Here is a 22,641-nt window from a genome sequence, read left to right on the forward strand (position 1 = left end):
TCAGGAATCCCTTCCGGGGGTGAGGGTGGCGGAATCGGGTCTGATCGCGCGCTTGAGGACCTTGCCGCTCGCGTTGCGGGGCAGGGCATCGACGAAGAGGACCCGTTTGGGTGCCTTGAAGCGGGCCACCTGGGTCCGGCTCCACTCGATCAGCTCAGCTTCGGTGAGTCTCGTCCCCGCGGCCTTGACGACCACTGCCAGGGGCACCTCGCCCCAGCGTTCGTCCGGGAGACCGATCACCGCGCATTCGACGATGTCGGGGCGGGCCATGAGGGCGCGCTCCACCTCCGCCGGATAGACGTTCTCGCCGCCCGAGATGATCATCTCCTTGAGGCGGTCCACGATGAAGAGATAGCCCTCCTCGTCGACGTACCCGACGTCGCCGGTGCGCAGCCACTCGCCGGAGAAGGTCTCCTCGGTGGCCCGGGGATTGCTCCAGTAGCCGGCCATGCAGTGTGAACCGTGGATCCAGATCTCGCCGGGCTGACCGACCGCGGTGTCGTCGCCGGTCAGGTGGTCGACGATGCGTAGGTCCACGCTCGGAAGGGGGCGGCCCGCGGATCTGAGCAACCGAGGCTCGGTGAGGCCGCGCTGGTGGTCGCCGTGGTCGAGGATGGTGACTCCGCCGGAGGACTCCGTCAAGCCATAGCTCTGCACGAATCGGCATTCCAGGGTCGCGATGGCGGAACGCAACAGTGTCGGCGTGATCGGGGCCGCGCCATAGATGACGTAGCGCAACTGGGGCAGGCAACCAGGCGTGGCGTCGCGCAACTCCAGTAGTCGCTGGATCACGGTGGGCACCACGACGGCGTGGGTCACGTGCTGCTCGCGCAGTGTGCTGAGGAGCTCGTCCGGCGCTCCGGGAGTAAAGGCGAGGAGCTCGGCGCCCACCAAGGTGGCGACCAACGCCAGGCCGAGGCCAGAGATGTGGAAGAACGGGATCGGGGCCATGGCCACCGAGGACTCGTCGAGCTCCAGGAGGTTCTGGACGGCAGCGAGGGCCTGGGCCATGTTGTGGCCGGTCAGCATCACCCCCTTGGGGTTGCCGGTGGTGCCCGACGAGTAGAGGATCAGTGCGGTCTGCTCCCCGCCCGCGTCGGCCCGTGGGTCGACGGCTGGGAGGTCACCGACCCACTCCTCGAGCGCTGCGGTGCTCGCCCCGACCACGAGAGGTGCCCCGGCAGCAGCCTCGACCGCGGGAGCGAGGTGCTGCTCGCCGGAGCCGATGAAGACCACGCGTGGATCTGCGTCTTCCACGATCCAGGTGACCTCGCGCGGGGCGAGCAGGATGTTGACGGCTGTCGCGATCGCGCCGATCTTGGCGGCCCCGTAGAGGACGGCGAGGAACTCGGGAGAGTTGCTGGAGACACAGGCCACGCGGTCGCCGGGCTGCACCCCGACGGCGACCAGCCGTCGAGCGATGCGTGACGAGAGCTCATCGATCTGGCGGAAGGTCGTGGCGCCGGTGCGGGTCCGCATCGCCACGCCGTCCGGGGTGGCGGCGGCACGGGCCCGGATGATGTCGGCGAGGCGTTCCAGTGGTTGGCCGTCGGGGAGTCGCGAGATCAATCGGGTGTTGGTGTCGCGGTGAGGCATGGTCATCGATCCATTCGTCGGGAATGAGCACGAGCTGACGCCAGAAGGAGCTCTCCGGCCTGGTGGCCCGTCCGAGTGCTAGCATTCCCTCCGGTCGGTATTATCCACGAAGGGTCACGAAATGTCTGCACCGATGACGACCATCGTCTCCAAGCCCGGTGACCTCCTCGAGATCGTGGGTACGGCGCTCGGTGAGAGCGGTGAGCACCGGATCAGTCAGGAGCAGATCAACGCGTTCGCGGACGTCACGGGGGATCACCAGTGGATCCATGTCGACGTTGACCGTGCCGCGCAGGGACCCTTCGGGTCGACCATCGTGCACGGGTTCTTCACGCTCGCGTTGGTGCCGCTGATGCTGGCCGACATCCTCGTGGTCGAGGAGACCTCGATGGGGGTCAACTACGGACTCGACAAGGTTCGTTTCGTCTCGCCCGTGAAGCCCGACGAGGTGATCCGGGCGCGCGCAACACTGCTGTCCGCGTCGGCGCTCCGGGGCGGGGACGGGGTACAGGCCTCGGCGCGTGTCACCGTGGAGCGAACTGCAGATGACAGTGTCTGCTGCGTCGCGGACATAGTCTTTCGCTACTACAACTGAGCGATTCGTCGAAACGGGGAAGAGTGATGTCAGAGGAGAAGAAGTCCGGTCGACGCCGGTGGCCCGACGGCTATGACCCAGGACGGACCCGGAGCCAACTGGTCGACAGCGCTCTGCGTCTCTTCGAGGAGCAAGGCTTCGATCGGACGTCCCTGCAGCAGATCGTCTCCGAAGCGGGGCTCACCAAGGGGGCCTTCTATCACCACTTCCAGAGCAAGGAAGACCTTCTCTGGCAGATCCAGGACGAATACCTCGCCTCCCAGTGGGAGGCAGCCGTGGCGATCGCCGAGAGCGGCCGAGATCCGATCCAGAAGATTCGCTCCCTGATCCTGCTCAGCCTCGAGGGAGTCGCCGAGCACCGGCCACACGTCGCGATCTTCCAGCAGGAGCGGCGCAACCTGACCGGTGAGCGGCTGGCTGACGTCACTGCCAAGCGGGACCGGGTCGACCTGCTCTTCCGGGACACGGTGCAAGCCGCCATCGATGCCGGTCAACTCAGGGCGGACGCCAGCCCGCGTCTGGTCACCTTCGGCATCCTCGGCATGTGTGCCTGGGCCTTCCAGTGGTTCCGCCCTGGTGGAAGCATGAAGATCCAGGACGTGGCCGACCAGTTCTCCGCGATGGTCCTCGACGGGCTGGCTGTGGACCGGGCCGCCTTCCCGAGCAAGTAGGTCGCGGCGACCGAACCGGTCCGACGCGTGTGTCGCGTGGCCGGGCCGGTCGCCGCCCCCGGTCGCCGTGTCAGGAGCCCGGGATCAGGAACCGGCCCCGGTGGAAACCCAGGGCAGTCAGTTGCGAGGGCTTGTGGTGCACCTCGTCGACGTCAACGAGGATGATGACGTGGTCACCACTCGTGATCAGCTGCCCCGGGTGCCCGACGAGAGTGGCCGCGGTGTTCTCGATGATCGGCACGCCGTCTGGGCCCGATGCCCACTCGACACCCTCCAGCTTGGCTTCGCCGCTCAGTCCTGACGTGGCGAAACGACGGGCCAGATCCTCTTGGTCCTCGCGCAGGATGTGGACCGAGATCCGCTGCGCCACCTCGAGCACGGAGAAGCTCGACGACGACGTGGCCAAGCAGAACAGCACCTGGGGTGGGTCGAGCGAGACCGACGTGAACGAGTTGACCGTCAAGGCGGCCAGTCGGCCGTCGGCCGTGACGGCCGTGACGGCCGTGACGCCGGTCGGGAACTGCCCGCAGGCGTCACGGAACTCGCGCGAGTCGAAGAGGGGCGTGGTGCGTGGCTCAGCCATGGAGTCCTGCCTGACGAGACGATGCGGACGAGGGGTGCGCAGGGAGGACTCCAGCTCGATCAGATAGAGCGGATTCTCCTCCGAGTCATGCACGACGTGGAGCGGCCCGTTGGGACTCGACACCGGCCCCAGCACTGAGGCGCCGCCCAGGTTGACCACTTGCTCGATCGAGTCGTCGAGTGCGGCGACGTTGAAGTAGGGGACCCAGCGGGCAGGGATCTCGTTGGGCCAACTGCTCTCCAGAGCCAGCAGGCCAGCCACCGGACGCCCCTCCAGCTTGAGCACGGAATAGGGCTGGCCCATCGTGGAGCGGAGCTGGTCGGTGGTGAATCCGAAGAGCGCGCCGTAGAAGGCGGCAGTCCCTGCGGGGTCACCCGTGGAGATCTCGTTCCAGCACAGGGAACCGATCGAGTTCAGGGTCTCCACCCCGGCCCGAGCGCCTGCCTCATAGAGCCCCAGTACGGCGCCATGCGGGTCCACGATGGTGGCTCCGGTGCCGGCTGCCGGCAGGTGTCGCGGTTCCAGCAGGACCGTTGCGCCCAAGGAGATGGCTCGGGAGATGGCCGACTCCATCTCGTCCACGGCGAAGTAGGTGATCCAGCCGTGCCGACGTCCTGAGTGCAGCAGAGCGGCGTCGATGATGCCTGCCACGTCGTGGCCGTCCGCTTCGCAGATCCGGTAGCTGCCCTGGCCGAGCTGTTCGCGACGTACGGTCCAGCCCATCAGGTCCCGGAAGAATGCCTCGGCCTGATCGGGCCGGGCCGTGCACAATTCCACCCACGCCGGCTCGCCCGGTGCGAAGTGTGTGGTCAAGCGGTTCATCGGTCGCCTCCCTGGGCCAGGGCGGCGACCACCGTCCAGGCCGAGATCTCATACGCCTGGTCTGGTCGGCCGGTCGTTCGGCTCGACTCCACCACCTCGACCAGGGCACGCAGGGCTCCGGCAGGGATCGAGGCGAGCGTGTCGACCAGGGCAGTGACCTGCTCATCCAGCTCATCTGCTGCGACGACCCGGGAGACCAACCCCCACCTGGCGAGTTGCGGTGCGTCGGCACTGCCATGGGTGAGCAGTGCGTAGGCCTGGGGCCGCGGCAGGCGCTGCGCGATGGTGTGCCCGACCCCGGCCGGCGCGAAGCCGAAGCCGACCTCCGGCAGTGAGAGCTGGACGTCGTCCGCCGCAAGGCTCATGTGCAGGGCGCTGAGCAGGCCGACGCCGAAGCCGATCACCTTGCCGCGGACTCCAGCCACGACCGGGACGGGCAGGTCGCGGATCCTGGCCAGGGCTTCGTCGCTCTCGCGCAGGCCCGCGCTGACGGCGTCGCGGCCGCTGGCGGCCAGATCGGGGAACGAGCGGGTGTCCCAACCGCCGCAGAAGTGGCGTCCGGCCATCTCGAGCCGGATCACCGAGCAGTGGGGATGGGCGGCTGCTTCCTCGAGCACGGTGACGAGTTCGGTGAGTTGGTCGAGCCCGAAGCTGTTGCCCTGCGCGGAGTTGTCATAGCGGACGACGGCGATCCGAGCGCCGCGATCACGTGACAAGGTGGTAGACATGGTGAGATCATACGTACCAGTCGGTATGAATGTAAACCGGATATCTGCAGCCAGCCCGGAAAGGTGTCGAAATGGTCCAGTTGGAGAATGGCCCGCGCAAGGTGGGGGTCGACGGATATCGACTGCACTGCGAGGTCGTCGGTGCAGGAGCGCCCTTGCTCGTCGTGCACGGAGGCATGGGTTACGGACACCAGGGCTTCCGGCCCTGGCTCGACCCCTCGGCACCCGGCGGACCGTGATCTACGTCGACCTGCCCGGCAATGGTGGCAGCGACACCCCAGTCGACTATGAGCAGTGGGCGAGTGTGGATCGGCTCTCCGATGCCCTTCACGAGCTCCGCCTCGCTCTCGGCGTGGACACGTGGAGCGTGTTCGGCCACTCCTTCGGTGGGTACGTCGTGCAGTCCTACGCGATCGACCATCCCGACGACCTCGATGCCCTCGTCATCTCGTGCTCGACGTCGATCCTGGACCACATGGACGAGTCGATGAGACAGGCCCGCATCGCCAGTCACAGTGACGAGCAGTTCGAGACGATCCGGGACCATCTGATGGTCCCCAAGGCGAGCGACGCCGAGTTCGACCAGATCACCGCGCAGGTGCGGTCGGCGTACTTCGCGGACCCCGACTTCCTCGGTCGCGACGTGCCGATGCCCAGTGGGGGCAGCGCGGCTGCCTTCAATGCCACCTTGCGAGTCTGGGAGAACTCCGATCTCTCCGGTCGAATCGGGGAGATCGCGGACACGCCGACCCTCGTTCTCGGGGCGGCGCGCGACTGGACCTTCCCGGTGGCGGTCGGGGCACGTCGTACCCATGGGCTGATCCCCGGCTCCGCCTACCACGAGTTCGCGGACTCCGGTCACTTTCCCTACGTCGAGGAGAACGAGGAGTTCGTGGCCGTCGTCTCGCGGTGGCTCGACGAACGCGCGTGATGCCGCACTGTCGCCGACGAACCTCGACGCGGTGCTGACCGCGACCGGCCCGTCCGGCGAGGCCGTCGGGACGCGAAATCGTGAGCTGCGAGTGCTCATGTGACAGCGGTCTCATTTCTCTGTTGACTTGATACCGGCTGGTCGGTACTTTATGAATCGTCGTCTCGGAAACCTTCAATCCCAGTCATGCCCCAGAGCTCGACACTCCGCAGGAAAGATGAGGGACCATGTTCAATCGCAAGGGCAAGGGGATGCGTCGTTCGGCGACCGTCCTCGCCGTGGCCGGGCTGATGCTGCCCGGTCTCGCGGCATGTGGGAGCGACAGCTCCGCCACGAGCAGCTCCGACACCCTCCGGGTCGTCCTGGCCGCCCAACCCACCACCCTGGACCCGATCGCCGGCGCTCGCTCCGGCCAAGTCGTCTGGGACACGGTCATCGAACCGCTGGTTCACACTGACCTCGATCTCGAGCCCACCAAGGACGGTTTGGTCACCGACTGGGAACGCACTGACGACACCACCTGGTCGTTGACCCTGCGCGACGGGGTCACCTTCAGCAACGGCGAGCCCGCCGACGCCGAAGCAGCCGTCTTCGCGTTGACCAAGGTCCGCGACGAACCGACCTCGATCCTCAAGTCGTTCTGGACGAACGCCGAGTCGTTCGAGGCACCGGACCCGACGACGCTCGTGATCAAGACCAAGGCACCGCAGTACGACCTGGTCAACAATCTCGGCACGATCTACATGATCCCGCCGAAGTACTACGAGGAGCAGGGACCGGAGGGCTTCTCCGCTGCACCGATCGGCACCGGGCCCTACCTCTTCGAGGGACAGCGCGCGGGCCGCGACATGACGGTGGTTCGCAACGGCGACTACTGGGGTGACGCAGCCGAGACGGAGAAGATCGTCTACAGCTGGTCCTCCGAGGCGTCTCAGCGCCTGGCCCTGCTGCGCAGCGGCAGTGCCGACGTCGTCTATGACCTGCCCCCACCCAGCAGGAAGAAGCGAAGAAGGCCGGACTCGAGGTGATAGCAACGGAGTCCGCCATGAAGATCGTCGGGTTCCTGCAGACCGACAAGGCTCCCTTCGACGATCCCGACGTCGCGAAGGCGGCGGCCCTGGCGGTCGACCGCGATCAGATCGTCAACGGCATCTTCAATGGTGCTGCGGCGTCCGACGGCGGCCTGCTCAACGTCAAGCCTGGTGAACAACCCGACGATGTCGTCACCCAGGACGTGGACAAGGCGAAGGACCTGATGGCCGGACGTTCGGTGAAGATCAGGCTCACCTACCCCGCTGGGCAGTACGTCAACATCGAAGAGGTTGCGCAGGCCGTCGGTGGCCAGCTGGAGGCCGTCGGGTTCACGGTCAAGTACAACCCGATCGACTACGGCAGCCTGGTCACCCAGGTCGGAGGCGGCGAGCTGGACGGTCTCTACATCTTCGCCGCGGTCCCGAACGTCGCGGTGCCGTCGTTCTTCGTCAACGGCTTCGTTCGCTCCGCCTCCATCACCAAGAACTGTGGGTCGCCGGAACTCGACGCGATGGCCGACGAGGCCGTCACTGCCCCGGACCGGGAGGCTGCGGAATCGGTGTTCGACGAGATCAACCGCATCGCGGTCGTGGAGAGGAACTGCTACATCCCTCTCTATCGTCAGGTGTACGCGATCGCCACGGCCGACAACGTCTCCGGCCTGGTCTACAACCCGATCAACGCCACTGACTTCACTGGCGTGACTGTCGACTGACATGACCAGCACCTCTCCTGAGACCAGCCATGTCGGTGTGGACTCCTCCACGCCGACATGGCCGGTGCTGAGCATCACCGATCTCGTCGTCGAGCACCGGCGTGAGAAGACCCGGGATCTCTTCCGGGCAGTCGGCGGCGTCTCCTTGACCATGCAGCCGGGCGACACCCTCGGCGTGGTCGGGGAGTCGGGCTCGGGCAAGACCACGCTGGCCATGGCCGCCACCGGCCTGGGCCCCCGCACGTCGGGGAGGATCGAACTCCTCGGCCGAGACCTGGACACGCTGGGCAAGCGACAATTGCGGGCCCTGCGCCCCGAGGTCCAAGTCGTCTTCCAGGATCCCCACGGCTCGTTGGACCCGCGTCAATCGGTGCGGTCAGGATTCCGCGAGCTGCGCAAGTTGCAGCCCAAGCGCACCTCCTGGATCAGCGACACGGCCCTTCTGGAGAAGGTGCGCCTGGGACCCGAGATGCTCAACCGCTATCCACACCAGCTCAGTGGGGGACAGGCACAACGTGTCTGCATCGCTCGTGCCCTGCTGATGCGGCCTCGCCTGATCGTGGCCGACGAACCCACGTCTGGTCTCGACGTCTCCGTCCAGGCCGACGTCCTCGACCTGCTGCGTGAGTCGCTCGCCGACAGCGGTGCGTCCATGCTCTTCATCAGTCACGACCTCGCCGTCGTGCAGAACCTGTGCAGCCACGTCATGGTGATGCTCCACGGTGAAGTGGTCGAGGCGGGTCCGACAGCAAGCGTCTTGAGCGCGCCCCGACACGACTACACCCGCAAGCTGCTGGACGCGATGCCGGGAGCCCGATGGAGGGAGAAGCAATGATCCGCCGCATTCTCGTCCGGGTGGTCGCGGTCCTCGTCACCTTGTTGATCGCGATCAGCATCGCCTTCGCCCTGGGGCGCCTGTCCGGTGATCCGACGGCAACCATCCTCGGCCCCATGGCCACCCAGGACCAGCGCGCGGAGCTGCGCGCCGAGCTCGGTCTCGACCAGCCACTGCTCGCCCAGTACTTCGACTATCTGCGCGGGGTGTTCACCGGCGACCTGGGCAACTCACTGCAGTTCTACCAACCCAATCTGACCATGATCCTCGACCGGCTCCCCTTCACCCTGCAGCTCGTCGGTGCCGGCATGCTCATCGCCGTCGTGGTCGGCGTACCCCTCGGGGTCCTGGCCGCCACCCGCGAGGGAAGCTGGTGGGACCGGATGGCGTCCGCCCTGGCCCTGGTGGGCCAGTCGATCCCCGTCTTCTGGCTCGGGATGATGCTGGTGCTGCTCTTCGCGGTCCAGTGGGGATGCTCCCCGCTGGCCAGTCGGGCAGCCTCCAGCACCTGGTGTTGCCGGCGTTCACCATGGCGCTCTATCCCATGGCACACGTCGCGCGACTCACCCGGGCCACGATGAGCGACGTGCTCCGTGAGCCCTACATCGACGCGGCACGCGCCCGCGGCCTGAGTACCCGCAGCGTGGTGTGGAAGCACGCCTTCAAGAACTCCTCGCTGCCCGTGCTCACCATCGTCGTCCTCCAGGCCGGCACGCTGCTGTCCGGCGCCGTCGCCGTCGAATACGTCTACGCCTGGCCGGGACTGGGCCAACTCGCCCTCCAGGCGATCCAGTTCCGTGACTTCCCGCTGGTCCAGGCGATCGTCGTGTTCGGCGCCGTCTCCTTCGTCCTGCTCAACCAACTGGTCGATGTGCTCCATGCCGTCATCGACCCGAGAGTGAGGTGAGCGTCGTGACGGAAGCAGTCGTCGCGCTCGACGAAGTCGCCACGCCCCGCCGCCGAAGCAAGGGCCGCCGCACGTCCGCCTTCTGGCTCTCGTTGCCCCTGCTCGCCATCGCGGTCGCCGTCGTGGTCCTGCCGATGACCGGGCTCCTGCCCGACCCCAACGCCCAGGATCTCGACAACACGCTGTCTCCACCGGCCTGGATGGCCGGCGGCAGCTGGGACCACCCGCTCGGCACCGGGCGGCTGGGCCAGGACATCCTCAGCCAGATGGTCGCCGGCGGCCGGCTGACCCTCTTCATCGGCGTCATCGGTGCGCTCGTCGCGATCGGCCCCGGCACCCTGATCGGGGTCGTCGCCGGCTACTACCGGGGCTGGGTCGACGTCGTGGTCTCCCGCCTCATCGATGCCCAACTTGCCCTGCCCTTCATCCTGATCGCTCTCGCGATCATCGCCAACCGGGGCAGTTCGCTGCCGGTGCTCTTCCTGGTCCTGGCCCTCACCGGCTGGGCCCCGTGCGCCAGGGTCACCCGTTCAGCTGCGATGGAGGTCCGCGAACGGCAGTTCGTGATGGGTCTGCGGGCCGCGGGTGCCTCCGAGCCGCGGATCGTCGTCCGCCACATCATCCCCAACCTGATGGGCACCGTCGTTGCCCTGGGCTCGTTGCAGGTGGGTACGGCGATCCTCGTGGAGTCTGCGCTCAGCTTCCTCGGCATGGGTGTCCTTCCCCCGACATCAGCTGGGGAGCGATGCTGTCCGCCGGACAGGACGTCCTCTCCAATGCCTGGTGGGTGGCTGCCTTCCCCGGCATGGCGATCACCGTCGTTGTGCTCCTGGTCAACCTCCTCGGTGACGCGCTGCTCACCCACAACGATCCCCGGAAGAGGAAGCGATGAACGCCACCGAACCGCTTCTCGAGGTCAACGGCCTGACCATCACCGCCGCCGTGATGGACTGGAACCTGACCCTGCTCAACGACGTCAGCCTCTCGATCGCCCCGGGGAGGTGGTCGGGGTGGTCGGCGAGTCCGGCAGCGGCAAGACGACCCTGGCTCGTTCGGTGCTGGGTCTGCTGGAGAACAACGTGTCCGTCGCCGGCGGCTCCATCGCCCTGCGTGGTGAGGAGATCGTGGCCCCGAACGTCGACCGGACCACCTCGATCCGCGGCCAACACGTCGGGATGGTCTTCCAGGACGCGTCACGTTCGCTCAACCCGCTCTTCACCGTGCGCAACCAGTTGGCGGAGGTGCTGCGCCGCCACGTGCCGGGAATAGGCAAGGACGAGATCGCCGAGCGGTCCGCGCGCGTGCTGGAACGGATGCGTATCGCCGACACCGCTCGGGTCCTGGACAGCTATCCCCACCAGCTGTCCGGCGGACTGCGTCAGCGCGTCGCCATCGGCTTGGCCGTGGTCACCGAACCTGCCCTGGTCGTCGCCGACGAATGCACCACGGCTCTTGACGTCACCACCCAGGCCGAAGTGGTCGTCCTGCTGCGCGGCCTTGCAGCCGACCTCGGCGTCGGACTGCTCTTCGTCACGCACGACCTGATGCTCGCCAGCGACCTGTGTGACCGGATCGCCGTCATGTACAAGGGCGAGATCGTTGAGATCGGCCCCGTCGACACCGTGCTGCACCAGCCGGAGGTCGACTACACCAAGCGGCTCCTCGCCGCGGTGCCCCAATGGAACGGAGCCACAGCAACTCATGCCTGAACGTCTCGGCATCTCGGCGTATGCCGCCTACCTGCCGATCCACCTGCTCAACGACACCCGGCTCGGTCCTGGCCCCGCCCCCGGCGGTCGACGCTCCCGGAGCGTGGCCAACCACGACGAGGACGCGCTGACCATGTCGGTCGAGGTTGCCGGCATGCTCGGTGAGGCCACCGAGTCAGCCCGCCGCCTGCTGCTGGCCACCACGTCCGCGCCGTACGTCGCCCGCACCGCCGCCACCGTCGTCCACGAGGCCCTCGGTCTGGGCGAGTCCGTTCCGGCGGTGGACCTGACCGGGCACAGGGCCGGATTCACTGCCCTCGACCTCGCGATCGACTCCGCCTCGCTCGCGGTCACCGCCGACATCCGCATCACCCGGCCCGGCGCACCTGACGAGCTGGGCCAGGGCGACGCCGCCGTCGCCTTCATCGGTGGGCCGGCCGATGCCGCCGAGGTGCAAGGTCGTGGTGCTCGCACAGTGGAGATCCTCGACCGCTGGCGCCTCCCCGGAGAGGTGACCGACCGGACCTGGGACGAGCGGTTCACCGCCGAGATCCTCGTCGAGGCCGCCACCGGCGCGGTCAGCTCCGCTCTGGTCGAGGCCGGCGTGGAGAGTGCCGACGTGGTCGTGGTCAGCTCCACCAACCCACGTGCGGCCGCCGCGCTGCGCAAGGCGTTGGGTTCCGACGGATCCGATGCTGCCCTCGAGGCCGCTGTCGGCTTCACCGGTGCGGCGCACCCGGGCCTGCTCCTGGCCGACGCGTTGGACCGCGCCGAGCCCGGTCAGACCATCCTCCTGGTCTCCGCCGCCGATGGTGCCGACGCCTGGCTGCTCCGTGTGGGCGATGGGGTGCGCGCTGCCCGGCGCGGCCGTCCGGTCGCCGATCTCGTGGCACGGCGTACCCCGGTTGCCTATGCCGACTACCTGCGTTGGCGCGGCTTGCTCGACGTGCAGGGACCGGCGCGCCCCGCATCAGCCCCTCCGGCGGCACCGCCGATGCACCGACGCCGTAGCTGGAAGTACCGCCTCGAGGCAGTGCGCTGCCCCGAGTGCTCCGCGGTCACCGCGCCACCCGGAAAGGCCTGCGCCGGCTGTGGCTCGACCCAGGGTGGCAAGCCCGAGTTGCTGCACGCGAGCGATGCCACCGTCGTCAGCGTCACCCAGGACCTGCTCACCACCATGCCGGTCCCCGCCGTCGCCGTCATCGTCGCCGACTTCGACGGGGGTGGCCGTCTGAGTGGCTATGCCACCGACGTGGCGGCCGACGACGTCATCGTCGGCTCCCGAATGCGTCCGGTCTTCCGCAGGATGTGGACCACCGATGGCATTCACAACTACTTCTGGAAGCTGCGACCCGTGGAGGGATCCGATGTCGACTAACCGCATGATCCACGACGTGGCCATCGTCGCGATGGGCTGCACGCCGTTCCGCGATCACTGGAACAGCTCCGCCGACGACCTCGTCGTCGACGCCGTCAACGAAGCAGTCGCGAGCATCGAGGGTCTCAGCCTCGCCGATGTCGACGCCTTCTGGGTCGGCACCCAAGGTTCTGGGATGAGTGGGCAGACCCTCTCCAAGCCACTGCGCATGAGCGGCAAGCCGGTGACCCGGGTGGAGAACTACTGCGCCACGGGTTCAGAAGCCTTCCGCAACGCGGCGTACGCCGTCGCTTCCGGCGCCTATGACATGGTCATGGCCGCCGGGGTGGAGAAGCTCAAGGACGCGAACGTCTCCGGCCTGACTGCAGTCTGGCCGCCGGCGGACGGTTCCGACGTGGACTGGACCGCGCCGGCTGGCTTCTCGCTGCTTGCGCCTGCCTATCAGGGCGCGCACGGGGTCGATGACCAGTCCCTGCGGCAGGTGCTCACCGCGATCGCCGTGAAGAACCATGCCAACGGCGCCCTCAATGAGCGGGCCCAGTTCCGCAAGCCGGTCAGTGCCGATGTCGTCGAAAGGGCTCCGCGGATCGCCGGGATGCTCGGCGTGATGGACTGCTCCGGTGTCTCCGACGGTGCGGCCACCGCGATCCTGGTCCGGGCCGAGGACGCCTACCAGTACACGGACAAGCCGATCTTCCTGCGTGGCATGGGCTTCGTCTCCGGATCGGGGAGGGCTTGGCCACGGATGGCTACGACTTCTCCACCTTCCCTGAGGTGGTCGAGGCCGCCCGCGTCGCCTATGAACAAGCCGGTGTGACCGATCCGGCGACCCAGATCGACCTGGCCGAGGTGCACGACTGCTTCACCCCCACCGAACTGGTGCTGATGGAGGATCTCGGCTTCTCCGAGCGAGGCCAGGGATGGAAGGACGTGATCGATGGACGCTACGAACTCTCCGGTGCGCTTCCGGTCAACCCGGATGGCGGCCTGAAGTCGTTCGGCCACCCGATCGGGGCCACCGGCCTCCGGATGATGTTCGAGGCTTGGCTGCAACTGCGCGGCGAGGCCGGCGAGCGTCAGGTTCCTGACGCCAAGCTTGCCCTGACCCAGAATCTGGGCGGCCAGCCGGGATCCTGCGTCGCCTTCGTTGCGGTGCTGGGCAACGCGCTGGACCAGGAGCCGGAAGAGAGCACCGCATGAGCACGCCGATCGACTTCTCCGGTCGCACCGTCATCGTCACCGGTGCTGGCAACGGCATCGGGCGCGCGCACGCACTGATGCTCGGGTCGCGTGGTGCGAGCGTCGTGGTCAACGACATCGGGGGCACCGTCAACGGTGTCGGCGGGGACGGTGCCGCTGCCCAGAGCGTGGTGGACGAGATCCAGGCGGCGGGCGGTACCGCCATCGCCTCCACGGAATCGGTCGCCGCCCCTGAGGGAGGTGAGGCCGTGGTCGCCCGGGCCGTCGATACGTTCGGTCGGGTCGACGCGGTGATCCACAACGCAGGAATCCTTCGTGACCGCAGCTTCGCCAAGGTCACCGGCGACGACATCGACCCCGTCCTCGACGTGCACCTGCGCGGCGCGTTCAACGTGCTCCGTCCTGCCTGGCCGCACATGATCGAGCAGCGCTACGGTCGGATCCTGCTCACCACGTCGGCCTCGGGGCTGCTCGGCAACTACGGCCAGGCCAGCTATGCCGCCGGCAAGGCCGGGCTGCTCGGCCTGATGAACGTGCTCTCGGTGGAGGGAGCCCGGCACGGGATCCTGGCCAACGCACTCTCCCCGACCGCAGCCACCCGGATGACCGAAGGCCTGCTCGGTGAGCTCACCGAACACTTCGACCCGAGACACGTCGCTGCCGTCGCCACCTACCTCGTGTCCGAGCGGTGCGAGTTGACTCACCATGTGCTCTCCGCGAGCGGTGGCCGAGTGGCCCGGCTCTTCGTGGGCTCCACGCGAGGCTGGTACGGCGGTCGGGAGCCCGTCGAGCCCGAGGCAGTCCACGACGCGCTCGAGGAGATCCTCGACCTCGACGACTTCGTCGTGCCCAAGGACGGCGACGACGAAGTCGCGCTGATCCTGGAAGCACTCCAGGGCAGCTGAAGCCCGCCAACATCAACCAGCCCGGGAGGGACCAACAGATGCCAGTCAGCGAAGTGCACCACGTGGCGATGACCGTCTCGGACGTGGAGAAGGCGTCCGAGTTCTACGAGAAGGCGCTGGGCTACAGGAAGACCCTGCGTACCGACGTCGGCGGCCCCGAGGTGGAGACCTCGCTCGGCCTGCCTGCGGGCACCACCGGGAGGGTGCAGTACCTCCAGGGGCCCAGCAAGGTCGGCCAGTTGGAACTGATCGAGTGGAACGGGGTCAAGCGGCGTACGGCCAGCGCCGGTCACCTCGAGCTCGGCACCTTCCTGCTCAGCTTCGAGGTGCCGCGCGACGAGCTCTCCGAGGTGTATGACCGGGTCATCGAGCACGGTGGCGAGTGCCTGACGCCGCCCAACGAGGTGATGCTCCCGGACTATGGCTTCATCCATGCCTTCGCTGCACGTGACCTGGACGGGAACCTGCTCGAGTTCGTCTCGCTCCCGACCAGGGAGGAGATCCTGGCCCTGCGCGCTCGAGAAGCAGGGAACGGTTCCTGATGTCCACCGCCAACTTCACCCTCGCCCTGCGGAGACAGGCCAACCGGCGTGGCAACCACGAGGCGCTGGTCGACGGTGACCGCCGGTGGACCTATGCCGAGCTCGACGCCGATGTCGATCGACACGCCGCAGCCCTCGCGGCTGCGGGAATCGGGCCCGACGACCTGGTCGGCATCTTGGCACGCAACCATGCGACGTACGTGTTGGAGTTGCTGGCGATCAGCCGCCTCGGCGCTGCCTCGGTGCCGCTGAACTGGCGACTGCACGCCACCGAGCAGTCGTGGATCATCGAGCAGGCCGGCATCGAGGTGCTGCTGGTCGACGACGACTTCCACGCCGACGCCGAGGCGATCGTCGCCGCCACCGACGTACGCCTGGTCATCGGCAACCAGGAGCAGTCGGTCGCATCCGGGCCGCTGTTGGACGACCTGTTGGCCGGTGTGCCGGACAAGGTGCGGGTACCCGACGCTGAGAAGTCGCCGGACGACCTGCATCGACTGCTCTACACCTCAGGCACCACGTCGCGGCCCAAGGGCGTGATGCACACGTGTGGCAATGTCGCCGCCAACCACTACGCCCAGGTGCTGGAGCTGGAACTGACCGCGGCCGACCGGATCCTGGTCTCGGCGCCGCTGTTCCACGTGAGTGGACTCGAGGCGCCCGGCCTGGCCACCTTCGTCGCCGGCGGCACGATGGTCCTGTGCCCGACGTTCAAACCCGATGACATCGCCTCCGTGGTGAAGTCGGAGCGGATCACTGGGTTGGTGCTCGCTGCCCAGATCCTCTTCGGGATCCAGGAGCTCCACCGGATGGAGGACCTGGCCGGTTTGAGATACCTGCTGTTCGCCGGGGTGGCGCCGACGGTCCGGCTGCAGGTCAAGGAGGCACTGCCCACGGTTCGGCTCATCGACACCTACGGGATGACGGAGCTGACCAACGGCTGTTGCTACATGGACGCCGCGCACGAGATGGAGAAGGTCGGTTCGCTCGGCCAGCCGGTCGCGGGCATGGAGATTCGGATCGTGGACACCAACCACAACGAGGTCCCCTCCGGGGAACACGGTGAGATCATCATTCGCGGGGCCAAGGTCTCGGCCGGCTACTGGCGCGACGAGGAGACCACCGCACGAAGCCGCCGTGACGGCTGGTTCCTCAGCGGGGACATCGGCCATCTCGATGCCGACGGCTACCTGTGGTTCGTCGACCGGCGGACCGACCTGATCAAGTCCGGGGGCGAGAACGTCGCGACCGCCGAGATCGAGCGGGTCCTCGCCGCGCACCCGGCCGTCGCCGAGGTCGCCGTGATCGGCGTGTCCGACGTGAAGTGGGACGAGGTCCCCAAGGCCTTCGTGATCGCGCATGCCGGCACGGATCTCGATGAGGAGACGTTGCGCGAGCACTGCCGGGACAACCTCGCCAAGTTCAAGGTGCCGCGAGACTTCGTTCTCACCGACTCCCTGCCCCGCAACGACTCGGGCAAGGTGCTCAAGCGAGTGCTGCGTGAAGAGGAAGGTGCAGCGAGATGAGTACTGCCAATCTGAGCCGGATGCTGCTCAGCAACGCGCGGCGCTTCGGCGATGCCGAGGCGCTCGTCTTCGAAGGACGACGCTGGACCCACCGGGACCTCGATCGTGACGTCAACGCGCTGGCGTCGTCGTTGCAGGCGCGAGGCTTCGGGCCTGGATCCCGCATCGCCGTGGTTGCCAACAACGTGCCGGAGTACCTGATCCTTGCCCTTGCGCTGGCCAAGCTCGGGGGTGTCCTGGTGCCGCTCAACTTCCGGCTGACCAGCGGTGAGTTGGTCCAACTGATCGGACGTGCCGACGTGCAGGCGGTGGCGACCGTGCCCGAGTTCGCCGAGACGACGGGCACGGCGGTGGACCTGGTGTCACCTGCGCTCGTTCGTCTGGCGCTGGAGCCCATCGACGGCTGGGTCTCCGTGCCCGAGCTGATCGAGGGTGCGCAGGGACAGCGGGTTCCCGATGCCGAGCTGGGGCCGGACGACCTGCAACGGATCGTCTACACGTCCGGCACCACGTCGCTCCCCAAGGGCGTCAAGCTCACCCACGGCAACGTGAACGCCAACATCCACGTGCACGTCGTCGAACTCGGCCTCAGCCCGCAGGAGCGGCTGCTCAACTTCGCTCCGCTCTATCACGTGGGTGGCACCGACATCCCGGGCTACGCGGTCTGGCACGCAGGCGGCTGCATGGTGCTGCAACGGCGCTATGACCCAGCCGCGGTGCTCCGGGTGATCGGTGAGGAGCGGGTCACTGGCATGGTGCTCGGGGCCACCATGCTCGACATGCTGAGGCGTACCGCGGAGGCGGACGAGGCAGCCTCGGAGCTCACCAGCGTGCGGTGGGTCATCTATTCGCAGGTGACCCGTCCGCTGCACCTGGTGGCGCGTGGTCTCTTCCCGAGTGCTCGGTTGATCGAGGGCTATGGGCTCACCGAGACCTGCAGTGCCTTGACCTACATGGACGCCGCGCACATTGAGTCCAAACAGGGATCCGTGGGTACGCCGGTGCCGTGGGTGGACGTCCGGGTCGTCGATGAGGACGACAACGAGGTACCGGTCGGGACGGACGGGGAAGTGGTCGCCCGCGGTCCGAAGGTCAGCCCCGGATATCTCGACGACGACGCGGCGACCGCCACCGCCTTCCGGGGCGGCTGGTTCCACACCGGTGACATCGGACGTTTCGACTCCGACGGCCATCTCTTCATCCGGGACCGGCTCAAGGACATGATCCGCAGCGGCGGGGAGAACATTGCCAGCGCCGAGATCGAGGCAGCGTTGGCCGAGCATCCTGAGGTGCTCGCGGTCTCCGTGGTCGGGGCGCCCCACCCGGTCTGGGTGGAGGTGCCGGTCGCGTTCGTCATGGCCCGCCCGGGGCTGAAGGTCGAGGACCTGGCATCGCATGCTCGCACTCGTCTCGGCGGCTACAAGCAGCCGAAGGAGATCTACCTCGTCGACGAGTTCCCGACGAACCCGTCGGGCAAGGTCCTCAAGCGGACGCTGCGCGCGATGCAGCCTGGTCTCACGCCTGCCTGGACCCATGGGTAGCTGACTCGCTCCGGTCGCCGGTTCCTCGTCGACCGGCGACCGGAGCGAGACGGGGACCGGGAGTCGGTCAGTGGGAGCGTAGGCGCGCGAGGGTTGCGGCTGCGGAGGCGCCTGCTTGGCTGCCCATGTGCTCGACGAGGACCTCCCACTCGCGGTTCCAGGCGGAGTCTGGGCCCGGGTCGCGGACCAGGGCCAGCATCCGGCGGACCGCCGCGACATCCAGGGAGGCGAGCTGCTCGGCCAGTGCCTGGGTGGCACTCTCCAGCTCTGCGTCCGGAACGACCTCGCTGATCAGGCCGTGCTCTTGGGCCTGGGAGGCGGTCCAGGTCTCTGCGGTCAGCAGCAGGCGTCGGGCCCGGGCAGCCCCGATGCGCCGGGGCAGCATGGCACTCGAGCCCCAACCCGGGACCTGGCCGACCTTCAGGTGGCGGTCCCCGATGCGGGCGCTGGCGCCCGCGACGGCGATGTCACAGGCTTGGAGGAGTTCGAACCCGCCCCCATAAGCCGCACCGTTGACGGCAGCGATGGTGGGCACGGGCGCTGACAACAGGTGCCTGACCATCTGGCGACCCTTGTCGAGGTAGGCGAGGAGGGCCGGTTGGTCGTCGAGGAGGGCCGTCCCCTCGGCCAGGTCCGCGCCAGCGCAGAACGAGGTCCCGGTGCCCGTCAGCACCAGCGCCTTCACGTCGGGGCTGGCCGACTGCTGCAGGGCGGCGTCGACCCCGGCCATCACCGCGCCGTTGCAGGCGTTGCCGGCCTCCGGCCGGTTGATCCGCGCCCAGAGGACGGGGCCGTTGCGGGCGATCCTGACGACCGGCTTCCGTGTCGTCATGGCATGCTCACACAGAGCTTGCCGAAGGCGTCGCCGCTCAGCATCCGTCGGACCTGATCAGGTGCCCGGTCAAGCGGGACGGTGCTGTCCACGACGGGCGTCAACTGATGGCGTTCGACCAGGGCGACCAGCGCCGCGAACTCCTCCAGGGTGCCCATCGTCGAACCGCTCACCGAGATCTCGCGGGCGAACAGCCTGGCCAGGTCGACCTCGGCGGTGAAGCCGGTGGAGGCGCCGCAGGTCACCACGCGGCCGCCCGGCGCCGTCGCCGCGAGCGAATGGCTGAACGTGGCGGGTCCGACCGTTTCGATCACCACATCGGCCAGCGCCGGAACCCGCTGCCCTGTCTCGAGCACCACGTCGGCGCCGAGCGCAAGGGCCTGCTCCCGCTTCTGAGCCGAACGAGACGTCACGATCACGTTGGCTCCGATCGCCTTCGCGACCATCACCGCCGCGGTCGCAACTCCGCCTCCGGCACCTTGGACCAGCAGGGTGTCGCCGGCGCGGAGCCGGCCCTTCGTGAAGAGCATCCGATAGGCGGTCAGCCACGAGGTCGGCAGTGAAGCCGCAGCCGACCAGGAGAGGTGGGCAGGCTTGTCGATGAGGTGGGTCGCGGGAACCGCGGCCGTTTCCGCGAGCAGGCCAGGGCCCACGTCGCTGAGCAAGGTCCCCTGCGCGACGGTGGTGCGCGGCCTTGCCGGATCCGAGGGACTGGCCGGTGCGACGGGGTAGACGATCACTTCGCGGCCGTCGACGACTCCTGCCGCATCGCTGCCGAGGATGCAGGGCCACGGACCGGGAAGCGGGGCGACGCCACGCAGCATCCACACGTCATGCATGTTGATCGCGGCTGCCCGTACGTCGATCCGTGCCCAGCCCGCGGGCGGTTCAGGTGTGTCGTGTCGGCCGATGACCAGCGCGCCGGCGGGGTCGCTCGCAGACGGGGTGGTGACCGCGGCCGCGGACATCTGGTGGGTCGTCGTGGGGCTCATGGCTGGCCTTCCGGTCGGTGCTTGAGCAGGGAGTGGGTGTGGACGAGGGCGAATCGCTTGCTGTTGGTGCCCATCGCGTCCCAGGGCTTGGCCCAGGACATCGAGGGAGCGACCTGCCATGCGTCAGCCGGTGCATCACCGAGCCCAGCGACCACGGACTGGGCTCGTTCCGCTTCCTCGGTGTGCCAGTCGACCAGTTCTCGGCAGCGACCTGCGAGGTCGGTGAACGGATACTGGTGCGCGGGGCACACGAGCCCGGCGTCGAGGCCAGCGATCCGCTCCAGGGTGGCGAGCAGATCCCCGGTCGGGTCGTCGGAGGGAAGCGGGGCGAGCGCGAGCTGGGTGTGACCCTCCGGCATGAGGGTGTCGCCGGTGAAGACCACGCCCGCAGGGTGCAGATAGGCGGTGTGACCGCAGGTGTGGCCGGGCGTGTGCACGGCGCGGACGGTCACGTCGCCGAAGACGAGGTCGGTCTCCGGCTCGTTCAACAACCGCTGGACGACGAGGTCCTCGTGGTGCACGGCCACCTTGGTGGCTGCGACATACATCTCCTCGATGACGTCGGCCGGTGCCCCGGTCTGCCCGAGCACCGTCCGCAGCTGTTCGAGGAATCCTCCGCGTTCTCGCCGCTGCCCGAGGAAGTCGTCACGTGCGTGCATGACCAGGTCGGCCCCGGACACCTCCCGGATGCGGGCGGCGAGGCCGATGTGGTCAGGGTGGTTGTGGGTGAGCAGGACGGCGATGACGTCGCTGACCTGCTGGCGGATCTCGGTGAGGGCGTCATTCAAGGCGTCCCAGCACGTCGGGTGGTCATAGGCGGCATCGATGAGCACCAGCCCGTCGCTCGTCTCCACGGCGTACATGAAGACGGATCGCAGCGGGGAGCCGGCCAGGGGAATGGTCAGGGCGTGAATGCCCTGACCGAGGTCGGTGGGCGGCGCCAGCTGCTTCTTCCGGTGAAACTCTGCGAGTCGGCCGAGCTGAGGTGTAGACATCCGTTCGGGTTCCCCTCTATGGTTGACATGAACATACCGAATGGTCGGAACTAAGTTCAAGGGGTTGGGATGGCTGAGGAGATTCGCACCGGCTTTCGCCTGTGGGCGAGCGCCGAACCGGGCCTCACTGCCTTGATCGACGCGGACGATGAACGTCTCACCTATGGCGAGCTCTTCGCCGAGGTGAACCGCATCAGCCACGGATTCAAGGAGAACCACGGGTTGGTCGAGGGGGACACCGTCGCCTGCGTGATGTCCAACTCCGTTGGAATGGTGGCGCTCTATCTGGCAGCCATGCAGAGCGGCCTCTACCTGGTCACGATCAACTACCACCTGACCCGTCACGAGATCGAACACATCCTCCGTGACAGTGCAGCCAAGCTCGCGGTCTGCTCGGCCCGGGCGGAGGAGGCGGTGGTCGCAGCAGCGGATGGCGTGCCGGTCGTCGTCGACGGCGACCCCGCGCATGGCGGCCTGCCCTGGTCGTCGCTGACCGTCGGTATGCCGGAGACTTCGCCGGAGGACGTCCCTGCCGGCTCCCTGATGATGTACACCTCCGGCACCACGGGTCGGCCCAAGGGAGTCCGCCGTCCGCTCTCCGGTGCCACGGCCGACGAGGGCGCCAAGACCTATCTGTGGCTCTTCAACGAGTTCGGCATGGAGCGCTCCGCCTTCGCTGCGTGGCTCGTGTCCGCGCCGCTCTACCACTCCGCCAACATCACGCCGGCGATGGGCGCGCTCCACGCCGGCGGCACGCTGGTGTTGATGGAGGGCTGGTCTCCCGAAGGCTTCCTGGAGCGCGTCGAGAAGCAGCGCGTCACCGGCACCAGCATGGTGCCGACCCACTTCCACCGCCTGCTGCAACTGCCCGAAGAGGTCCGCGCCAACGCGCGAGTGGACTCGCTCGAGTACGTGATCCATGGGGCGGCGCCCTGTCCCCTGGAGGTCAAGCAGCGGATCATGGACTGGTTCGGCCCCGTGGTCTACGAGTACTACGGATCCACCGAGGTCGGCACCACCATCGCTCGCCCGCACGAGTGGCTGGCCCATCCGGGCACGGTGGGGCGGGCCGCCTCCATCTCCACCCTCAAGATCCTCGACGCCGACGGCGTCGAAGTGCCCACCGGCGAGTCGGGCATCGTCTACATGCGGCAGGGCGACGATGTCGTCGGCTATCACAACGACCCGGAGAAGACTGCGGGTTCGCGGCGCGACGGCCTGCTCACGGTCTGGGACATCGGCCACGTCGACGAGGACGGGTTCCTCTACATCACCGGCCGCGCCAGCGAGATGATCCTGGTCGGCGGCGTCAACGTCTATCCGGCCGAGATCGAAGCTGTGCTGCTCTCGCATCCATTGGTCGCCGATGCCGGGGTCGTCTCCCGTCCCGACGCGGATCTCGGTGAGGTCCCGGTGGCGCACATCGCCCTCGTCCCCCAAGGGATCGGCATCGAGGCCGCCCTGACGGATCTGCGTCAGCACCTGGCTGAGCGGCTGGCTGCCGCCAAGCGGCCGCATGACTACGTCGTGCACGAACAATTGCCACGAGACCCGAACGGCAAGCTCTACAAGTCGCGACTGCACGATGCCCTGGAGGTGGGCTGAG

The 22,641-nt window shown here is 67.8% G+C and carries 20 protein-coding genes and 2 pseudogenes; 16 read left to right on the forward strand and 6 right to left on the reverse strand.

The genetic code is table 11. From position 1 onward, the window contains the following. Positions 1-1,602: a class I adenylate-forming enzyme family protein gene (locus L1066_RS05265; RefSeq protein WP_235735308.1), complete on the reverse strand. Its 1,602-nt coding sequence runs from the start codon at positions 1,600-1,602 to the stop codon at positions 1-3. A gap of 115 nt (positions 1,603-1,717) precedes the next feature. Between L1066_RS05265 and L1066_RS05270 the strand changes: the two genes are divergently transcribed. Both L1066_RS05270 and L1066_RS05275 read left to right on the forward strand, forming a co-directional pair. Continuing rightward, positions 1,718-2,191 (forward strand): MaoC family dehydratase, encoded by a 474-nt coding sequence (locus L1066_RS05270; protein ID WP_235735309.1) that lies wholly within the window; start codon positions 1,718-1,720, stop codon positions 2,189-2,191. A 26-nt stretch (positions 2,192-2,217) separates the two neighbouring features. Beyond that, positions 2,218-2,862, forward strand: coding sequence for a TetR/AcrR family transcriptional regulator (locus tag L1066_RS05275; protein WP_235735310.1), 645 nt, complete (start codon positions 2,218-2,220; stop codon positions 2,860-2,862). Between the two features lie 70 nt (positions 2,863-2,932). Here L1066_RS05275 and L1066_RS05280 read toward each other — a convergent pair whose 3' ends face one another. Together L1066_RS05280 and L1066_RS05285 are read right to left on the reverse strand one after the other, a co-directional pair. Further along, positions 2,933-4,267, reverse strand: a complete 1,335-nt coding sequence (locus L1066_RS05280) for a flavin reductase (RefSeq protein WP_235735311.1) — start codon at positions 4,265-4,267, stop codon at positions 2,933-2,935. Continuing rightward, a complete protein-coding gene (locus tag L1066_RS05285; protein WP_235735312.1) occupies positions 4,264-4,995 on the reverse strand; it encodes an enoyl-CoA hydratase/isomerase family protein in 732 nt (243 codons plus the stop codon). Before L1066_RS05285 ends, L1066_RS05280 begins: the two co-directional genes overlap by 4 nt. Before the next feature lie 71 nt (positions 4,996-5,066). Here L1066_RS05285 and L1066_RS05290 point away from each other — a divergent pair, with 71 nt between their 5' ends. From L1066_RS05290 to L1066_RS05350, 13 genes and pseudogenes are all read left to right on the forward strand, one after another. Beyond that, complete coding sequence (locus tag L1066_RS05290) at positions 5,067-5,234, forward strand: alpha/beta fold hydrolase family protein (protein ID WP_235735313.1); 168 nt, start codon at positions 5,067-5,069, stop codon at positions 5,232-5,234. Then, positions 5,231-5,926: an alpha/beta fold hydrolase gene (locus tag L1066_RS05295; protein ID WP_235735314.1), complete on the forward strand. Its 696-nt coding sequence runs from the start codon at positions 5,231-5,233 to the stop codon at positions 5,924-5,926. Before L1066_RS05290 ends, L1066_RS05295 begins: the two co-directional genes overlap by 4 nt. A gap of 290 nt (positions 5,927-6,216) precedes the next feature. Continuing rightward, positions 6,217-7,673, forward strand: a pseudogene (locus L1066_RS27515) (ABC transporter substrate-binding protein). A gap of 1 nt (position 7,674) precedes the next feature. Continuing rightward, a complete protein-coding gene (locus tag L1066_RS05305) occupies positions 7,675-8,508 on the forward strand; it encodes an ABC transporter ATP-binding protein (protein ID WP_235735315.1) in 834 nt (277 codons plus the stop codon). Further along, positions 8,505-9,415, forward strand: a pseudogene (locus tag L1066_RS05310) (ABC transporter permease). Before L1066_RS05305 ends, L1066_RS05310 begins: the two are co-directional and overlap by 4 nt. Before the next feature lie 5 nt (positions 9,416-9,420). Then, complete coding sequence (locus L1066_RS05315) at positions 9,421-11,124, forward strand: dipeptide/oligopeptide/nickel ABC transporter permease/ATP-binding protein (protein ID WP_235735316.1); 1,704 nt, start codon at positions 9,421-9,423, stop codon at positions 11,122-11,124. Beyond that, positions 11,117-12,502, forward strand: coding sequence for a hypothetical protein (locus L1066_RS05320; RefSeq protein ID WP_235735317.1), 1,386 nt, complete (start codon positions 11,117-11,119; stop codon positions 12,500-12,502). Before L1066_RS05315 ends, L1066_RS05320 begins: the two co-directional genes overlap by 8 nt. Before the next feature lie 4 nt (positions 12,503-12,506). After that, positions 12,507-13,319, forward strand: a complete 813-nt coding sequence (locus L1066_RS05325) for a thiolase family protein (RefSeq protein ID WP_235735318.1) — start codon at positions 12,507-12,509, stop codon at positions 13,317-13,319. Next, a complete protein-coding gene (locus tag L1066_RS05330; protein WP_235735319.1) occupies positions 13,277-13,702 on the forward strand; it encodes a thiolase C-terminal domain-containing protein in 426 nt (141 codons plus the stop codon). The genes L1066_RS05325 and L1066_RS05330 overlap by 43 nt, the downstream gene beginning before the upstream one ends. Next, the gene (locus L1066_RS05335) at positions 13,699-14,607 is read left to right on the forward strand and encodes an SDR family NAD(P)-dependent oxidoreductase (protein ID WP_235735320.1); all 909 of its coding nucleotides are present in this window, start codon (positions 13,699-13,701) and stop codon (positions 14,605-14,607) included. The genes L1066_RS05330 and L1066_RS05335 overlap by 4 nt, the downstream gene beginning before the upstream one ends. A gap of 38 nt (positions 14,608-14,645) precedes the next feature. After that, the gene (locus tag L1066_RS05340) at positions 14,646-15,149 is read left to right on the forward strand and encodes a VOC family protein (protein ID WP_235735321.1); all 504 of its coding nucleotides are present in this window, start codon (positions 14,646-14,648) and stop codon (positions 15,147-15,149) included. Continuing rightward, positions 15,149-16,675, forward strand: a complete 1,527-nt coding sequence (locus tag L1066_RS05345; RefSeq protein WP_235735322.1) for a class I adenylate-forming enzyme family protein — start codon at positions 15,149-15,151, stop codon at positions 16,673-16,675. The genes L1066_RS05340 and L1066_RS05345 overlap by 1 nt, the downstream gene beginning before the upstream one ends. Next, entirely contained in the window at positions 16,672-18,216 is a 1,545-nt protein-coding gene (locus L1066_RS05350) for a class I adenylate-forming enzyme family protein (protein WP_235735323.1), read from the forward strand. Before L1066_RS05345 ends, L1066_RS05350 begins: the two co-directional genes overlap by 4 nt. 67 nt (positions 18,217-18,283) lie before the next feature. Here L1066_RS05350 and L1066_RS05355 read toward each other — a convergent pair whose 3' ends face one another. From L1066_RS05355 to L1066_RS05365, 3 genes are read right to left on the reverse strand one after another with little or no spacing between them, the layout of a single operon-like run. Then, positions 18,284-19,048: an enoyl-CoA hydratase/isomerase family protein gene (locus L1066_RS05355; protein ID WP_235735324.1), complete on the reverse strand. Its 765-nt coding sequence runs from the start codon at positions 19,046-19,048 to the stop codon at positions 18,284-18,286. Continuing rightward, on the reverse strand, positions 19,045-20,040 hold the full coding sequence (locus L1066_RS05360; protein ID WP_235735325.1) for a zinc-binding dehydrogenase: 996 nt from the start codon (positions 20,038-20,040) through the stop codon (positions 19,045-19,047). The genes L1066_RS05355 and L1066_RS05360 overlap by 4 nt, the downstream gene beginning before the upstream one ends. Beyond that, entirely contained in the window at positions 20,037-21,035 is a 999-nt protein-coding gene (locus tag L1066_RS05365; protein ID WP_235735326.1) for an MBL fold metallo-hydrolase, read from the reverse strand. The genes L1066_RS05360 and L1066_RS05365 overlap by 4 nt, the downstream gene beginning before the upstream one ends. A gap of 69 nt (positions 21,036-21,104) precedes the next feature. On the opposite strand from L1066_RS05365, the gene L1066_RS05370 reads away from it, so the two are divergent. Further along, a complete protein-coding gene (locus L1066_RS05370; protein ID WP_235735327.1) occupies positions 21,105-22,640 on the forward strand; it encodes an AMP-binding protein in 1,536 nt (511 codons plus the stop codon). Position 22,641 lies beyond the last annotated feature (1 nt).

This window comes from Nocardioides alcanivorans (genome assembly GCF_021555175.1).
In the GTDB taxonomy this organism is placed as follows: Bacteria; Actinomycetota; Actinomycetes; order Propionibacteriales; family Nocardioidaceae; genus Nocardioides; species Nocardioides alcanivorans.

Excerpts from the sequence above, each read along its gene's own strand:
- L1066_RS05265 (WP_235735308.1), bottom strand. The coding sequence starts at position 1,602 with ATGACCATGCCTCACCGCGACACCAACACCCGATTGATCTCGCGACTC.
- L1066_RS05270 (WP_235735309.1), top strand. The coding sequence starts at position 1,718 with ATGTCTGCACCGATGACGACCATCGTCTCCAAGCCCGGTGACCTCCTC.
- L1066_RS05275 (WP_235735310.1), top strand. The coding sequence starts at position 2,218 with ATGTCAGAGGAGAAGAAGTCCGGTCGACGCCGGTGGCCCGACGGCTAT.
- L1066_RS05280 (WP_235735311.1), bottom strand. The coding sequence starts at position 4,267 with ATGAACCGCTTGACCACACACTTCGCACCGGGCGAGCCGGCGTGGGTG.
- L1066_RS05285 (WP_235735312.1), bottom strand. The coding sequence starts at position 4,995 with ATGTCTACCACCTTGTCACGTGATCGCGGCGCTCGGATCGCCGTCGTC.
- L1066_RS05290 (WP_235735313.1), top strand. The coding sequence starts at position 5,067 with ATGGTCCAGTTGGAGAATGGCCCGCGCAAGGTGGGGGTCGACGGATAT.
- L1066_RS05305 (WP_235735315.1), top strand. The coding sequence starts at position 7,675 with ATGACCAGCACCTCTCCTGAGACCAGCCATGTCGGTGTGGACTCCTCC.
- L1066_RS05320 (WP_235735317.1), top strand. The coding sequence starts at position 11,117 with ATGCCTGAACGTCTCGGCATCTCGGCGTATGCCGCCTACCTGCCGATC.
- L1066_RS05325 (WP_235735318.1), top strand. The coding sequence starts at position 12,507 with ATGATCCACGACGTGGCCATCGTCGCGATGGGCTGCACGCCGTTCCGC.
- L1066_RS05335 (WP_235735320.1), top strand. The coding sequence starts at position 13,699 with ATGAGCACGCCGATCGACTTCTCCGGTCGCACCGTCATCGTCACCGGT.
- L1066_RS05340 (WP_235735321.1), top strand. The coding sequence starts at position 14,646 with ATGCCAGTCAGCGAAGTGCACCACGTGGCGATGACCGTCTCGGACGTG.
- L1066_RS05345 (WP_235735322.1), top strand. The coding sequence starts at position 15,149 with ATGTCCACCGCCAACTTCACCCTCGCCCTGCGGAGACAGGCCAACCGG.
- L1066_RS05350 (WP_235735323.1), top strand. The coding sequence starts at position 16,672 with ATGAGTACTGCCAATCTGAGCCGGATGCTGCTCAGCAACGCGCGGCGC.
- L1066_RS05355 (WP_235735324.1), bottom strand. The coding sequence starts at position 19,048 with ATGACGACACGGAAGCCGGTCGTCAGGATCGCCCGCAACGGCCCCGTC.
- L1066_RS05360 (WP_235735325.1), bottom strand. The coding sequence starts at position 20,040 with ATGAGCCCCACGACGACCCACCAGATGTCCGCGGCCGCGGTCACCACC.
- L1066_RS05365 (WP_235735326.1), bottom strand. The coding sequence starts at position 21,035 with ATGTCTACACCTCAGCTCGGCCGACTCGCAGAGTTTCACCGGAAGAAG.
- L1066_RS05370 (WP_235735327.1), top strand. The coding sequence starts at position 21,105 with ATGGCTGAGGAGATTCGCACCGGCTTTCGCCTGTGGGCGAGCGCCGAA.